This is a genomic window from Neobacillus bataviensis, from assembly GCF_019969725.1.
On sequence record NZ_JAHXYW010000005.1, the window covers coordinates 423,666 to 440,673 of the forward strand.

A 17,008-nucleotide genomic window follows, 5' to 3' on the forward strand; every position below is an offset into this window, starting at 1 on the left:
TACAATTGGGAAAATTTAAAGGGGCTCAAAGTATGAGTCCCTTTTGTCATGAGCGGTCCTTTGCAGTGGTTGTTTTTAGCGTCTGGACGATATTTAGTAATGGGCGGTAGTCTCGTCCCATAAGGCCGATTTTTTCGGCAATGATTTCAATAAGAAGAATAACTACAGCGATTAAAAATAAGGCGCCGCCAATACGGGCTTGTGAATAAATGACAGCAACCAGTCCAAAAAACGCTGCCATTGCATAAATAAGCAGAACAGTCTGGCGGTGTGAATAGCCCATGCGCAGCATACAATGATGCAAATGAGATTTGTCAGGTGCGGACAAAGGCTTTTTGTTAATAATACGCCGAAGTATTGCGAAAAATGTATCCGAAATCGGCACTCCAAGAATGATTACAGGAATTACAAAGGAAATAAAGGTGACATTTTTAAAACCAAGAAGGGACAAAACTGAGATGATAAACCCTAAAAACAATGCCCCGGTATCCCCCATAAAAATACTGGCCGGATGGAAATTGTAAAATAAAAATCCTAGTGTACTTGCCAGTACAATTAATCCAACCGCAACAACATATAAATTCCCCTGAATGATTGCCATCCCCGAAATTGTTATTAACGCAATTGACGATACCCCAGCAGCAAGTCCGTCCAATCCATCAATGAGATTAATGGCATTGGTGATTCCAACAATCCAAAGGATCGTAATCGGAATACTTAAAAAACCAAATTGCAGCTGACCGCCAAACGGCAGATTAATAAAGACAACTTGCAAGTTTCCGAAAAAAACAACGGTACAAGCGGCTGCCAGTTGGCCAATTAGTTTATATTTTGCGGGCAGCTCAAACAAATCGTCACAAAGGCCGGTAAGGATGATAATCAAACAGCCGATAAGTATCGCAGGCGAGTAGGGGTTTCCAGGCCTTAAGAGGATCATTCCAGCCATAAAGCTGATAAATATTGCTAAGCCTCCGAGTCTTGGCATAATCGATTGATGGACCTTTCGATGGTTTGGCCTATCAGTGGCTCCAATAAGGAAGGCTAATTTTTTTATGAGTGGAGTAATAAGTATTGATACGAAAAAACATACTATCAAGGTAAGAAAAAGCATAAAAAAATCCTCCTTAATAGTAAGTTTGTCCATTAAACAGAAATCAAAAACAAACAAATCATAGTAAAAATCGGAAAAAATAAAAAGAGGCAATCCCCTAAAGGAATTGCCTTTTAATCAAGACGGATTACTTAATCCAAGCTCCATCTTTACCTACTTTGTATTTGCCGATAGTAGTATTAGCAGCCATTTTACCATCATTATATAGATAGTACCACTTATTGCCAACCTGTACCCAGCCTGTTAACATAGCACCGCTGTTTGCTAGGTAATACCAGTTCTTTCCTGTTAATAACCAGCCAGTTTTCATAACACCAGTAGTTGTATCAAGGAAGTACCACTTCTTGTTCACAAGTATCCAACCGGTTTTCATAACACCGTGAATGTCAAAGAAGTACCACTTGCCATTTATTTGTGCCCAGTTAACTTTCATATCGCCGTTAACAGCATCTAAATAGTACTTTTTGTTACCTTCTTGAATCCAGCCGGTTTGCATAGCACCAGCAGTGTCTTCATCTTCGCTAAAGAAGTACCACTTGCCATTTACTTTCACCCAGCCAGTTTCCATGATGCCTTCTTTGTTGAAGTGATACCATATACCATCTTCATCGTGAAGCCACTTATTTGTGTAAAGCTCTTCCGTTTCAGGATCAACATAAGACCAAACGTCGTTTCCATCTTCATCCTGGGAATAGATCCAGCCTGTTTGTGCTTCAACAGTAATATCAAATGGAGCTAAGTTTCCAGTCCTATCAGTGATGTCTAAACGAATTACTGTACCTTTTGCAAATGTTTGTCCCATCGGGATTTCAAAGTAACCTTGATCATCAGCAGTTGCAGTTCCTAAAACTTCGCCGTCAACTTTTGCTACAACCTTTGCACCTGGCTCAGTTGTACCATAAAGTGTATCGTCATAGTTTGTTACTGAAACTTGCGGCTCTTCAACAAAGTTATCAATTAAGATACGACCTTCAATTTGTGCAGAAACAGGTTGCGGTAAGGATTTGAAGTACTGAATGAATCCGTCTAAATCCACCACGTTTGTTACACGATTTTTACCAGACTTAAGGACTGCGAAGCCGTCTCCGCCATCTGCCATGAAGTTGTTTACAGTAATTGTGTATTCAGCTTCTGGATCGATTAATGAACCATCTTCAAGATAAATATCAAGAACTTTACTGCCATAAGGCTGTGAATCCGTCCAAGTATAACGAAGACCAGAAACTGCCATGATTTTGTTATAGCTTGGTGGTGCTTGGAATTGTTGATTTAATAACGTTCTGATTTGGTCACCAGTGACAGTCATTGTTACTAGGTCATTACCAAATGGTTGAACTTTGAATAAATCGCCCCAAGTGATGGTTCCGCCTGGAAGTGGGTTACGGATACCGCCTGAATTCATAAATCCTAATTCAGTACCAGTAACTTTGCGCATACCATCGGCAATTAAATTACCAAGTGCTGATTCACCTGAAGCATTTGCTACGTTTGTGATTGGAGCTGAAGTAGAACCAACTACTTGGCTGACAATCGGTTTGATGTCTTCTTGATAGCTGTCAAGTTCAGCTTTGATTTTTGCATCAGCAGTAATTTTGCTGTGAAGTGTATCTACAACTTCTGCTTTGCGGTCAATAATATCACCAGTAACAGCATCAATAGTTAAGTCAATATCTGAGAATGCTGTACCATAAGACCAAGATTGTACTAAAGTCTTGTTATCAACAGTTGTATTTAAATATTTGTGATCATGTGCACCATAAATAACGTCAACTGAAGGATCAATTACTTTAGCCATGTCAACAACTTTTCCAGTTGCTGCTGTACCATCTGTTTTTGAAGTTCCTGGATCGTGAGCAAGAACGACAATTGTTTTTACACCTTTATCTGTTAATTCTTTTGCGTATTTATTAATAGCAGTTACTTCATCTGTGAATTTTACACCTGCAACGCCGCTTGGAGTAACGATTAATGGAGTTTCAGTTGTTACAACACCGATAAAGCCGATTTTCACGCCATCAACTTCTTTTACCACGTATGGAGGTAAAATATTTTCATTAGTCTTTTCATCGACAACGTTTGCTACTACATAAGGGAAGTTAGCGCCTGTAAACTTGCCATACTTCGCTTCGTATTTTTCAGTCTTTGGATTGCTGCCGCCGTAAATCAGACGCTTCATTTCGGCAACGCCTTCGTCAAATTCATGGTTACCGATTGTACCAACATCAATGCCAATTTCATTCATCATGCGGATAGTTGGTTCGTCTTGCATAAGAGCAGATACTGGAGGGCTTGCTCCAACAAGGTCTCCGGCTTGAACCATTAGGGTATTGGCAGGGTTTGTTGCTTCTCTTTCTTTCATGTAAGCAGCAAGCCATTCGATACCGCCTGAATAATCAACTGTTTTTCCTGAAGCATCTTTAATAGATCTCCAAGTGTCAAGCTGACCATGGAAATCGTTGATACCTAATAATTGAATGTGTACGTTTTGATCTAAAGTGTATTGCTCAAATCCATCTGCTAATGGAGCAACATCCTTCACGTTTGGTGCAGATGCTAAAACATTTTTCGCAGCTGGTGAAGATTTAAAGGTTAATGTTTTCGCTGCACCGTTAATAGGAGCGATTTTCCAGTTGTTATCCGCGGAAGGATTAACAACACCTTGTTCTTTGATATAATCCATCAAAATTTGACGGTTTTCATAAGGAGAATCAACTACAACCTTTGCAGTTCCGCCCTTTGTTCCTGGGAAATTACCGCCGCCGCTTGCACGATAGTTGTTTGTAGCAACAATGAATTTTTGATCTGGATCAATTGGATTTCCGTTCATATCTGTAAAGTTGATGATACGGTGAGCATCAGCATTCACTACATCACCAGTCGTATAGTTATAGCGGGCTGGCTGTGTTACATCAATTTGATACTTAACACCATCGATCACATCAAAATTGTAAGTTTGGAAACCATAATCGATTAATTCTTGAGCATTCGCATTATTCGGATCGATTTTATTAAATTGGGATGCAGACATTTCTAACCATTCTTTAACTTGCGCACCTGTTAGTTCAACTGCTTTTAAAGTGTTGTTAAACAAATAAAGGTCATTGGCACTCTTAATAGAAAGATCGCCTTTTACGATATTTGTATAATCTGTTGCACCTTGACGGCCAGCTTTAAATGGAGCTCCAGCAGAAATAACTGGAATATCCTTTAATTCCGGCTTATTCGTTGCAATCCACTTTTTAACGTAATCAGTTTGTGCATTGTTTACGATTTGGATGGTTGGATCGTCCATAACACGTGAGAAATAGCTAAACATTGGAGAAGATGTTTCACCAATTTTTCCGCGTACATATGCAAGTGTTGCATCGTGTTCTGGTTTAACAGCATCAACTATTGATTGATCCACAGCAGTTGTCGCTGTTACAGGCATGTCGACAGATTTTGATGCAGTTTTATCTGCTGTCCATTTTCCATTTTCATCTTGTACTAATGCTAAGTCTAGTACCCCAAGGTTATTGCCCCAGAAGCCTGCTTCAACAGCAGGTGTTCCGTTGATTGTACCCTGTTTTGTGTCAAGTCCTGGTAAATCCGCGTTGGCTAAATTGCTTCCTTGGTGGAACTCTTTACCAGCAGGGAAGGCATAGTGAGCATGACCAAATAGAAGGGCATCAATGCCAGTCACTTTACTTAATGAGAATACGGCGTTTTCTGCATCTTGTTGGCCATCATTTGTAACGTCACAGCCGGAGTGAGCAATCGCAACAATAACGTCTGCACCCTTAGACTTCATTTCAGCTACATATTTTTCTGCTGTTTTAACGATATCTTTTACGATTACTTTACCTTGAAGGTTATCTTTATCCCACTGAAGGATTTGTGGTGGAGCGAAACCTACCACACCAACGTTTACTGTATGTTCAACACCATTAACATCCTTAATCTTTTTAGGGATAATTTGATATGGTGTGAAATAGTTTTGATCATTTGTTGGATCATTGTCATGATCATCCTTGTAAATGTTAGCGTTTACAATTGGATACGGAGCATTTTTCATTGCAGTGTTAAGGAAGTCTAAACCATAGTTGAACTCATGGTTTCCTACGATACCGCCATCATAGTTTAATAGCTTCATAGCTTTAAACATTGGGTGTGTTTCATCAGCAGTTAATGGCTTTACTTTTGCTACATAGTCAGCCATTGGATTTCCTTGCAATAAATCACCGGCATCAAATAACATTGAGTTACTTGGGTCTACCTCTGATCTTGCTTGTTGAATCAAGCTTGCTGTTTTTGCCAAGCCGTAGTTAATACCCTTATCAGTATCTTGGTAGTAATCGTATGCCATTGCAGCATCATGCAAGTCAGTTGTTTCCAAAATACGAAGTGTAGCCGTGTTTCCTGTTACTGCAGCTTTCGCTGTATGTGGGAAAATATTAAATGGAACTGTTGTAAGCGCTAACGCAACAGCCAGAGAACTATTGAGCATGCGTCTCTTCATGCTTCTCTTTATCTTTCTCTTCACACTTTTTCCGCCCTTCGACAAAAAATATTTGTATTGCAAGACTATTCTACTAATTTTTCAAATAGATTCATAGTCTTTTTTGTAAAATAAATGTTAGTAATTTGATGAAAGTTCGTAAATTATTTTTAGCTCGAATATTTAGAATTTTCAAGGGTTCGAGCGGCTTATTATTTAAAATCATATGTAACATTTCCAATCTGAAAAACGTCTATTTTGGGGAAGTTCTCTGCAGGAAAGGTGGAAAATGGAAGAATTATATTTTTCAAATTTCGACACTAAACTACAGTTTACGTAGCTGTAAAAAAAGGGTAAAATGTAAATTGGTCTTTTATACTTTTAAAAATGAATCATGATGATATTGATATAAAGGAGAAAATATATGTCCGAAATTCAACGCTCACAGCGTAAAGCGCAGAAGAAGAGAAAGATCCGGAAAAAGCGGGTTTTTATGTGGATTTTCGTTCCGTTTTTAATTGTTGCCCTATGTAGTGCCGCATATGCAACCTTTTTGCTTAAAAAAGCGGAATCAGTCGTCAATAAATCATATAAACCCGTACAGACCGTATCAAAAAGAACGGTCAAGGCTAACCCCGATATGGATAATATCTCAATCCTCTTGATTGGGGTGGATGAAAGTAAGAGCCGGAAGAAGCAATATGGCGATGCGGTCCGATCTGATGCCCTTTTGGTGGCAACCTTAAACAAAAAGGAAAAGTCCGTCAAGCTGTTGAGTATACCGCGTGATTCGTATGTGTATATTCCCGACAAAGATAAATATGATAAAATTACCCATGCTCATGCATACGGCGGTCCGAAGTATACAATCGATACGGTACAAAACCTGCTAGATATTCCAATTGACTATTATGTTAAAGTAAACTTTTATGCCTTTATTGATGTGGTAAATGCTTTAGATGGAATTGATGTCGATGTCCCATATGCTATTTCAGAAAAGGACTCAGAAGACCATCACAATGCTATCAACTTAAAACCTGGCTTCCAAACGCTGAATGGCGAGCAGGCGCTGGCTCTTGCAAGAACGCGCCATAAGGATACCGATGTAATGCGCGGGATGAGACAGCAGGAAATTATTAAAGCGATTTTCAAAAAAGCACTATCTCTTGGTTCCATTACCAAGCATGCTGACATGATTGAAGCAGTTGGCGATAATATGCAGACGAATATGTCCTTTAATGATATGAAGTCGTTGATGGATTATGGCCTTGCAGGCAGCGGCTTAAAAATAGACACCTTGAACTTAAAGGGTGCGGACGATTATATTAACCGGGTTTACTACTACAAGCTTGATGAAGCATCGCTCGAAGAAACGAAATCTATCTTAAAAGCCCATTTAGCTGCCGATTCAACTGCTGATGACGCCAGCACAACAGACAGCACAAATGGCAGCAGTGATTCTGATTCAAATTCTACTGATACAAACTCCAGCGAAAATAACAATTAGTAAAAAAAGCCGCATCATAATTCGTGATGCGGCTTTTTTTTATTGAATGTCCATTTTTGATTTAAGAAAAAATTTACGAACATGCCTAGGAAAGTCGAAATAACTTGAGCTGCTGCAGAATGGGTATTTAATTGATCCACCAATATGAATAGAGATAAAGTGTTAATTCCAAGCGTAATAAGATTAACGACAACAAATTTTAGAAATAGTGTCAGCGTGCCTGACTTTTCTTGAAACACCCAGTTTTTATTCCAAAAAAAACTGTTAACGGTTCCCAAGCCATAGGCAATGATATTCGCTATTAAATAATTTATTCCCAGATAAACGAACAGAGTGAAACTCCCTATCGTAATGAGAGTATTGAAGATACCCACAGCACCAAACTTTAAAAACTTCGTCATATTGATAATTCCACCATTTTTTAGGAACATTATACATTTTTTTATAACGAAGAAAAAGCCTGACCGCTTTGGCCAGGCTTTACATCTTATCTATTTCGTACTGTGGTAACTAGTAAAACGCGCATCATTTTAATTAATGGACGGTAGTTCTTGCCGACAAGCCCAACGGTTTCCGCAATCAATTCTATTAGAATCAATAAAACGAGAATGAGGAAGACTCCTCCCATTAGCTTTGCCTGTGAAAAGATAATCGCCGCAAGACCGAAGAATGCTGCCATTGCATAAATGATTAACACTGTTTGACGATGGGTAAAGCCAGAACGGAGCAGACAGTGGTGTAAATGCGACTTATCTGGTGCAGATAATGGCTTCTTATTCACAATTCGGCGAATAATCGCAAAGAAAGTATCAGAGATCGGTACGCCGAGAATAATAACAGGAACAATAAAGGAAATTAGTGTTACATTTTTAAAACCTAACAAAGATAAAACGGAAATCATATAGCCCAAGAATAAGGCACCTGTATCACCCATAAAGATTTTGGCCGGGTGGAAATTGTAAAGCAAAAATCCAAGAGTACTTGCTAGAACGATAGAGGCAACAGCTGTTACATAGCCATCACCCATGATAATCGCCATTCCAGAAATGGTAATCAAGGCAATGGAAGAAACACCGGCAGCTAGTCCGTCTAAACCGTCAATTAGATTGATAGCATTGGTTATCCCGACAATCCAGATAATTGTCAGCGGGATACTAAAATAACCGAATTCAATTTGGCCGCCAAATGGCAGGTTGATAAATTGAACATGAACGCCGCCCCAGATAACCACAATGGCTGCTGCAGCAATCTGAGCAACAAATTTAATTTTCGCCGAAAGCTCTAACATATCGTCTAGTATTCCAGTAATGACAATGATAATGCTACCTATGATAATCGGCAGCGCATATTGTCCTCCAGGACGCATTACTAACAATCCGATGATAAAGCTTAGGTAAATGGCTAATCCGCCAAGACGCGGCATGATTTTTTGATGCACTTTTCGTTGATTTGGTTTATCAGTAGCCCCAATTTTGAAGGCAAGTTTTTTTACTAAAGGCGTAAGAAGAATAGAACTAAAAAAACATAATATCAGGGTGATGTAGATCATCATGATCCTCCTCATATAGTTGGCCGTAACCATCTAGGTTACTAGAAAGTTAGTTATCTATTTAACAATCAATTACATAACAACTTAACGAATGTACCATGTGGATTATAACACAGCTAAAATTTATTTTAAATAGATTTTCCTTTTCAAGTAAATGACTAATTATTTCATATTTTCCATAAACTTCATAGTTACTATTTTAATAGATGAAATTCAATAAAAGGGCATTAGCTTAAGCCCCTTACATCTTCCACTTGGTACAACTGAATGACGCGGTCTGTCATAATGTCTTGATCGTTTTCCTTCGCCATTTCTAAACCGTTTCGAATAAGCTCCTGTTTCACTTCTGTCGATTCAAGGACCGTTATAATTCCTTTTTTTAGAGAATCGGTGCTATTCACTTCTACCAGAATTCCGTTGCCTTCATCGAGAAGATACTTAAGCCCGCCCACATTGGTTCCAACCACTGGCGTTCCACAAGCCATCGCCTCAAGGGCCACAAGCCCGAACCCTTCAATATGTGAGGGCAGAATAAACACTTCTGCAGCGGCCATCCATAAAGCAACCTCTGCTTGGTTTTTAGTACCAAGAAAATGAATACTTTCTGTAAGCCCTTTTTCTGCTATCATCGTCTTGATTTTTTGAAAATAGCCTTGATCCTTATTTGAACCAAGTATGTACAGTTCATAATCTGGATAATCATTTTTGAGAAGGCTGTAAGCCTCAATCAATTCATTAACACCTTTTTGTTCAATGATATTTCCCACAAACAATAATGGAGTCTTCCCCTCTGGAATTCCGCATTGCTTCCGAGCCTGCACTTTATCAACCTGCTTAAAAACATTCAGGTTTACCCCCATATTAATGAGAGAAAGTTTTGACCGCGGCACCGCAAAGTCTTTTTCAAGGGTGGCAAATAATTCTTGGCCAACCGCAATGACGTGGTCGGCATCTGCTAAAATGCTTCTTGTCATAGTTTGAATGCGTCCGCTTTTCTTCACCATTTTATCAATGTCGCCGCCATGTGCAGTGACGATAAAACGGGCTCCGAAAAGCTTTTTGTACCACTTCGCAAGCCAGCCGCTTGGGAACACATAATGGGCATGGACAACAGATGTTCTGCTCCCTTTAAAAAGCAGATGAACTCCAAACTTGAGCATCCAGTTCCCATATTTCTTCAGCAAATTCAGCTTACCTTTGTTCGGATTGTCAATCGCAAGGACATCTACATCCAAACCCTTGCTGCGCAGTGCTTCTACTTGATTTTTCACAAAGATTCCAAAGCTCTTATGCTCGCTCGTCGGATACATGTTTGAAATGACGGTTACTTTATTTTTCATGAAATCTCCTGTTGGACTTACATAGTTCTTATTAATATACCATGAAATTTGACGAATTACACAAACTAAAAGTTACATATTCGTTTCAATTTCTTATCATTTGACATTTTTCAACAATATGTGTGGATTTCCTACTATATGTTATAATATCATCATTGTTTTATTATCATAAGGAGGTACGCAATTTGTTATTTAATTCCTACATATTTATCTTCGTGTTCTTTCCAATAGTATTCGTATCTTACTATTTGCTTTTGAACTTAAAAAACAAAAGTGTCGCGAAGATCTTTTTTGTTATTGCCAACCTTTATTTTTACAGTTATTGGAATGTTAAGTATTTACCGATTATTCTTTCATCGATTGCAATAAATTTCACCTTGGCAACCATACTTAACAAAATTCAAAAGCAGGGTATAAAAAGAACCGTCTTAACAATAGGCATTTTGTTTAACATTAGCTTACTTGGATACTACAAGTATTACGATTTCTTTATGACCAACGTCAATGCTGTTTTCAAAACAGACTTTTCTCTGTTACATCTGGCTCTGCCGTTAGCCATTAGCTTCTTTACCTTTCAGCAAATTGCTTACTTAGTTGACACCTTCCGCGAAGGAACGAAGGAATATTCCTTGCTTGATTATGCATTCTTTGTTACCTTCTTCCCTCACTTGATTGCTGGACCGATTGTCCATCATCGGGAAATTATCGACCAACTAAGAGACGGAACAAATTATAAGATTAAATTGAATAATATCGCTTCAGGGCTTTATATTTTTTCAATTGGACTATTTAAAAAGGTTATCATTGCAGATACACTGGCTGGATGGGCCAATACAGGATACACCAATATTGCAACATTAACATTGTTTGACAGCTGGGTTACTACCTTAGCCTATACGTTCCAATTATATTTTGATTTTAGCGGGTATTGTGACATGGCAATTGGATTAGGTTTATTTTTTAATATCAAGCTGCCTGTTAACTTTAACTCACCTTATAAATCACTTGATATTCAGGATTTCTGGCGCAGATGGCATATGACTTTAGGCCGCTTCTTCACCCACTATCTTTATATTCCGCTTGGTGGAAGCAGAAAAGGCAATGTCCGCACGTATATAAACTTATTTATCATCTTTTTTGTCAGCGGTATTTGGCACGGAGCCGGATGGACGTTTGTCATTTGGGGAATCTTGCATGGTGTTGCCAGCGTCATTTACAGATTTTGGTCCACATTAAATATCAGGCTGCCAAAGCTTGTCGCTTGGTTTATCACTTTTTTATTTGTTCATATTGCCTGGGTATTTTTCCGTTCGCCTGATTTAACGACTGTTAAATTAATGCTGACAAAAATGTTTAGTCTTCAAGGGTTTCATTTCCCAGACCGTCTGACAGCGTTCTTTAATGAAACACTTGGAACTCATTTTATCGCGGCGGCCTATTATTTTGATTTAAAACTGATCCTTCTCTTTGCTTTAATTCTTGGTATTGTTGTATTCGCCAAGAATTCAATCGAACGCTTGAATACCTTTAAACCTAATTATCGCACTGCAGCATTCATTAGTCTTATTGCAGTGATTTCGTTGCTATATTTGAGCAGAGTCAGCGAATTTTTATATTTTAAATTTTAAGGGGTTTACCATCATGTCATATAAAAAATTCCTTGCTATTTCTGCCATTTTGGCATCCTTTTTCATTATTTTAGTTTCGGTCGTAATGTATAAACTTGACCCGTTATTTTATTTTAGAAAACCTGATCTGTACAGACCGCAATATATTGCGACAGAACGTTATCAAATGCCAGGATTTTTGAAAAATCAAGATTACGATACCGTTTTTACTGCTACCTCAATGGGGCGTAATTTCCGCGAAAGCTATGTAAATGAAAGGCTGGGCGTTAAATCCTTTAACGCCTCTTTACCAGCATCGACTGCCAAGGAACAATCGATGGTTGCAGAAGCGGCGTTTCGAGACAAGCCCCAGTTAAAACGCGTTATCTGGGAACTCAATTATTTTTCCTTTGCAGGTGATCCTGACTGGGTAACGGGACCACCAAGCGATTTCCCTACCTATATGTACGATAAATGGAGATTCAATGATATTCGTTATTTGTTCAGTTCTTATTCGATCGAGGTCCTTTATAATAATCTAATGGCGAATAAAGCAGGGGATGAGCACCGAAGGGATATTGAATCACTTTACAAATTTGGTCAGGTTGCCCCGATCGAATCAATCGACCATATTAAAACTACGCTAAAGAATGTAGAGCCTTTGGAACAATTACCAAGCTACGAAAAATCATCGGTCCAAATCGAATCCTTTAAGGAAAATGTGATTTCTCTTGTAAAAGCACATCCGAATACGAAATTCACCTTGTTCTATGCACCATACCCAATTTATAATCACGTTAGCTTTTATAAAAAAAATCCGAAATATTTAACCGAAAGATTAAAGTTTAAAAATGAAGTCTATAAGCTTGCCAAACAATATCCTAATGTAGAGCTTTATGATTTTCAGGATATGCAGAATATTACTTTTAATATTGGGAATTACCAGGGCGACCAAACCCATTACTACAACTTTATCAATAATTGGATTATCGATTATTTTGCAAAAAATAAACCGGTTCAATCGGAAAAGGAATACACTGCAAAGCTTCAAAATTTCGAAAAGCAAATTACCAATTTTAACGTCAAACAACTAAAAAAAGTAAGCTCCATTAAAGAGCAGTATGTTTTAGATAACTAGTGTTTAGGGCGGCGTTGAAAATAAGAGGGCATGATTCTTTATAAAAGAATCATGCCCTTTTCCTTCATTAAGGTGTTTGCTCATCATTTTCTTGAACTTCAGTTTCATTGATTGGAACTTCCTGCACTCCTTCAGGGGTTTCTGCAACAGGATCTCCTGCTGTTCCTTCTGGATTTCCGCCTGCAGGGTTTCCAGTTGCTCCGTTAGGATTAGCGCTTACAGACTGTGTAGTGACTGCTTCGGATTTGTCGCCTTCCGGTGCAACGGCCATGGAAGTATCTTGAGCAGTTTTAGCTGCACTCGTGCTTGTATCATTAGCTGGGGATGAGGCTTGCGCTTCTATTAAAGCTCCATCATCACCAAACGTATATTCTACCCCATCAATGGTTTGTTTTCCTGTAACCATCACACCATCGGCATTAAGATAGTAAGTCTTCCCGTTATCTTGAACCCAGCCAATGGCCATTTCTCCATTTGTGTTAAAGAAATACCATTTCGAGTCCAATTTAAGCCAGCCCGTTCTCATCGAACCGTCACTCATTAAATAATATTTTTTATTATTAATTTCTAGCCAGCCTTTCTGCATGACTCCATTATCACTAAGGTAATACCATTTGTCTTTTACCTTCACCCAGCCTGTCTGCATGACTCCATTGGCATTGAGATAGTACCATTTGTCTTGTACTTTCACCCAGCCCGTTTGCATGACTCCATCGGTATTTAGGAAATACCACAACCCCTTTACTCTAGTCCATCCAGTATTCATCAGTCCGGTTGCATCAAGAAAATACCATTTTCCATTTTGATTTAGCCAGCCTGTTTGTTTTATATCATCTTTATAAAAGAACCATTGGGTGCCCTTTTTAACCCAACCATCATTTGTACCTTGGAGACGTTTAATAAAACTCTCCCATTGCGGTAATAAATTTCTCGGGCAGTTCTTACCCGTCCAATGTTTATGAGGAACTACATGATCAATAGATATATTGAATCTGCTCATTAAATATTGGACGACTTCGACTGTTTTCGTGACAGTTTGCTTATAATTTCCGTCAACGTTTACGCACATTTCGATATGAATGGATGTCCTGTTCCCCGGACCATTTCGTCCGTCTCCAGCGGCCCATGCCACTTCATCAAAGGGAATGGACTGAATAATTTCGTGTTCATCTACCTGTAGATGCCACGAGGCTGTCCTGCTATTCCCCCGTTCCTGTAAACTTGCGTGTGCCTCTGCGTCGGCACCTCTCGCTGTATTATCTGTTTCGTGAATAGTAATAATGTATTTTGGAACCATTTTAATACCCGGTCGGGTTTCAGTATGAGAAACAGGAATTAGTCGTTGAATAATATTCATGGCTTATCCTCTCCTTTACTTTTATTTATGCAAAAGAGGAGCATTTGGTCAGGGCTTAGGCTGAAATTAGGTTAAAAGTATTTTTATTAAAAGGAATTGTTGATTTTGAAACACTGTTGATTGGAGCGGAAATCAACACAGCCTAATATAAAAACGCAATTAGGAAATGATAATATTTCACGCTCTTTAAGTTAAGAATTACTTAAGCTACAAAATCTATAATCATAAACAATTACAAATTCAATTGTTGTGAGGTAGAGTATGTTTAAAATCATTTTCTCGATTGGATTGGTGTTCGCGGGAATCATTGGACCCGCATTTCAATCGGTACAAGCCAGCACTAATCCAAATTTACAAGTTGCCGTTATTAGCGATACGCATATTGATCCAAATATCCCCAAATTGACAAGGAAATTTGAAAAGGCAATGGATGACTTAAATACCATCGTCCCAAGTTATGATGCTATTGCCGTTAACGGTGATATGACCAATTATGGAAGAACAAAAGAATATGATTTGTTTAACTCGGTTTTCAAGACTAAGAAAAATAGCACGGCTGAGGAATTTATGGCGATCGGAAATCATGAATGGCTTGACTCACAAGGAGATGCCTCTGTCACAGATGAGGAGTTAAAAAATCGATTTCTAAGTAACATGAACGTTTCAAATCTTTATTATGATAAGTGGATAAAGGGGTATCATTTTATTACGATTGGCGGAGAAAAATCGGAGAAAACGATGCTCGCTCAATATGGATCGAAAGAAAGGGATTCTGCGTATATTTCTGACGAACAATTTCAATGGCTGGAGAATACTTTGTCTATTAATGCCGATAGCAGTAAACCAATCTTTGTTTTCTTTCACCAGCCAATTACCAATACTGTTTACGGCAGTGAATGGGGTGCTGGTCTGGAAGATCAAAAGATTCTTGCACTGTTAAAAAAGTATCCGCAGGTTATTCTTTTTACAGGACATTCTCATTACCCTATTAATAATCCGAAAAGTATTGTGACTGATGGCATTACCATGGTTAATACCAGCTCAGTTGCCTACACCTATACACCTAAAGGAAAAGAAAACTATACTCAATCCCAAGGATATGTCGTAAATGTATATGATGATAAAGTAGAATTGAAAGCAAGAGAATTTAGTAATGGTACTTGGATTAAGACCGTTACCATTCCACTAGGGAAATCCAAGTCCTCTCAAACCGAATGGGTCAACTATCAAGGTGATTGGTACTATTATGATTCAAAAGGGAATCTAAAAAAGGGATGGTTTCATTCGAATGGACAGTGGTATTATCTTGATAAATCAACTGGGAAGATGCAAACTGGCTGGGTACAAATAGACTATGAATGGTATTACTTTAATGATAAAGGCGAAATGCAAACCGGCTGGCAAAAATTAAGCGGCAAGTGGTACAATTTCAATGCAATTGGCAGTATGAGGACAGGCTGGTATTACGAAAACGAACAATGGTACTTTCTCAGAGATAATGGGACTATGGCAACCACTAATACCATTGTTTTCAGTAAATTAGAGCACTTTAATCAACATGGACAAAACATAGGATAATTCGACAGAATTTTATATCCCCTTCGAATTAAGGTATAATGATACCATTATTATATAAAGGGGCATAAAAATGTCAGTTAAACATGTAATCCGGAAGAGTTTAAAATCCATTCAGCAAAATGGATTGCAGCCTACTTTCCAAAAAGTGCAAAGAAGATTGTTTACGAAAATAGGGGTTAACAAAATTTTCAATCGCAATAATCCCCAGCTTCATGATGTTTATCTTAAAATAGCGGAATTGAATAGAAGTAAAGAAATCAAAGGCTTTGCCATTCTAACCTCCGGGCGTGAATTTGAAGAATTGTATAATCAAAGAACGATTAATCTTGCCAAGTATTTATCTGACCAGGGATTTGCTGTACTATTTGTCGCATGGCAATGGGATGATCAGGAAAAGCTTGAAAAGAGCTATCAGATGGTTTATAAGAATATCTTCGAAGTTCCTGTTTATGATTTCATCTATGGAATCGAGAAATTAAAAATGCTGGATGAAATAGCCAATAAAACCTATATAACAACATTCCCAGCAAAGCTTTTCTACGGATGTGTAAATCAATTAAAACAATCTAATTATCAAATTGTTTATGACATCATGGATGAGTGGGAAGAATTCTATAAGACAGGGGATGCACCGTGGTATAACCGGAGCATTGAGGAAGCATTTGTGAAGGATTCTAATTTGGTTTCAGTTGTTTCCCAGCCATTAAAAGACAAATTTGCCTCCATTAGAAATAATATTTATGTGATTGGAAATGGATATAACGCCGCCTTATCCGGGAAAAGAAATGTATCTCTTAGAAAAGAATCACCTGATCAAAAAATTCATATCGGGTATTTTGGTCATCTGACACCTTCATGGTTTGATTGGGATCTTATTTTTACCTTAGCCAAAAATGAGAACTTTGTTTTCCATTTTATCGGTCATGGCGCCCCTGATGATATTTTAGCTAAAATTGAAGCTTCTCCAAACTGTGAATTTTATGGAAAAGTACATCCGAGTCAGCTGCAGCAATTTGTTGAGAAATGGCATATTGGCATCATTCCGTTTAAATCGAGTAAACTCTCCGATGCGGTTGACCCAATAAAAATTTATGAATACTTATATTTTGGGCTGCCAACGATATCCACCGGTATTCCTCATATCGGAAAATATCCGCTCGTTACCCATTGTGAAGGTGAGGCGGCAGTAAAATCAGCCATCTTACATGATTATGAACAATTGATTCATTCCAAGCTGCCATATGAAGAGTTGGATGACTTTTTGGCAAAAACAACATGGGACGAGCGTTTCAAGGAAATATTAAACCTGCTTGCAGACAAATAAAGGAAAAGTGGATAGAAATC

The 17,008-nt window shown here is 38.3% G+C and carries 11 protein-coding genes; 5 read left to right on the top strand and 6 right to left on the bottom strand.

The window, feature by feature from the left end:
* Positions 1-46: 46 nt before the first annotated feature.
* On the bottom strand, positions 47-1,111 hold the full coding sequence (locus LC455_RS15850) for a glycosyltransferase family 4 protein (protein ID WP_223592192.1): 1,065 nt from the start codon (positions 1,109-1,111) through the stop codon (positions 47-49).
* Between the two features lie 127 nt (positions 1,112-1,238).
* Positions 1,239-5,633 carry a bifunctional 2',3'-cyclic-nucleotide 2'-phosphodiesterase/3'-nucleotidase gene (locus tag LC455_RS15855; protein ID WP_223592194.1) on the bottom strand — a complete coding sequence of 1,465 codons (4,395 nt, stop codon included), beginning with the start codon at positions 5,631-5,633 and terminating at the stop codon, positions 1,239-1,241.
* 379 nt (positions 5,634-6,012) lie between these two features.
* Here LC455_RS15855 and LC455_RS15860 point away from each other — a divergent pair, with 379 nt between their 5' ends.
* A complete protein-coding gene (locus LC455_RS15860) occupies positions 6,013-7,095 on the top strand; it encodes an LCP family protein (RefSeq protein ID WP_223592195.1) in 1,083 nt (360 codons plus the stop codon).
* Positions 7,096-7,109: 14 nt separating this feature from the next.
* On the opposite strand, the gene LC455_RS15865 is transcribed toward LC455_RS15860, so the two are convergent.
* The 3 genes from LC455_RS15865 to LC455_RS15875 all read right to left on the bottom strand — a co-directional run bounded on the left by LC455_RS15865 (position 7,110) and on the right by LC455_RS15875 (position 9,984).
* Positions 7,110-7,496, bottom strand: coding sequence for a GtrA family protein (locus tag LC455_RS15865; protein ID WP_223592197.1), 387 nt, complete (start codon positions 7,494-7,496; stop codon positions 7,110-7,112).
* Between the two features lie 86 nt (positions 7,497-7,582).
* Positions 7,583-8,644: a glycosyltransferase family 4 protein gene (locus LC455_RS15870; protein ID WP_223592280.1), complete on the bottom strand. Its 1,062-nt coding sequence runs from the start codon at positions 8,642-8,644 to the stop codon at positions 7,583-7,585.
* A 227-nt stretch (positions 8,645-8,871) separates the two neighbouring features.
* A complete protein-coding gene (locus tag LC455_RS15875; protein ID WP_223592199.1) occupies positions 8,872-9,984 on the bottom strand; it encodes a glycosyltransferase in 1,113 nt (370 codons plus the stop codon).
* Between the two features lie 155 nt (positions 9,985-10,139).
* Here LC455_RS15875 and LC455_RS15880 point away from each other — a divergent pair, with 155 nt between their 5' ends.
* Both LC455_RS15880 and LC455_RS15885 read left to right on the top strand, forming a co-directional pair.
* Positions 10,140-11,612 carry an MBOAT family O-acyltransferase gene (locus LC455_RS15880; RefSeq protein ID WP_223592201.1) on the top strand — a complete coding sequence of 491 codons (1,473 nt, stop codon included), beginning with the start codon at positions 10,140-10,142 and terminating at the stop codon, positions 11,610-11,612.
* 13 nt (positions 11,613-11,625) lie between these two features.
* A complete protein-coding gene (locus LC455_RS15885; RefSeq protein ID WP_223592202.1) occupies positions 11,626-12,729 on the top strand; it encodes a hypothetical protein in 1,104 nt (367 codons plus the stop codon).
* Between the two features lie 67 nt (positions 12,730-12,796).
* Here LC455_RS15885 and LC455_RS15890 read toward each other — a convergent pair whose 3' ends face one another.
* Positions 12,797-14,086, bottom strand: coding sequence for an N-acetylmuramoyl-L-alanine amidase (locus tag LC455_RS15890; RefSeq protein ID WP_223592203.1), 1,290 nt, complete (start codon positions 14,084-14,086; stop codon positions 12,797-12,799).
* 261 nt (positions 14,087-14,347) lie between these two features.
* Between LC455_RS15890 and LC455_RS15895 the strand changes: the two genes are divergently transcribed.
* Both LC455_RS15895 and LC455_RS15900 read left to right on the top strand, forming a co-directional pair.
* Positions 14,348-15,664, top strand: coding sequence for a metallophosphoesterase family protein (locus LC455_RS15895; protein ID WP_223592204.1), 1,317 nt, complete (start codon positions 14,348-14,350; stop codon positions 15,662-15,664).
* A gap of 70 nt (positions 15,665-15,734) precedes the next feature.
* Entirely contained in the window at positions 15,735-16,988 is a 1,254-nt protein-coding gene (locus LC455_RS15900; protein ID WP_223592205.1) for a glycosyltransferase, read from the top strand.
* Positions 16,989-17,008 lie beyond the last annotated feature (20 nt).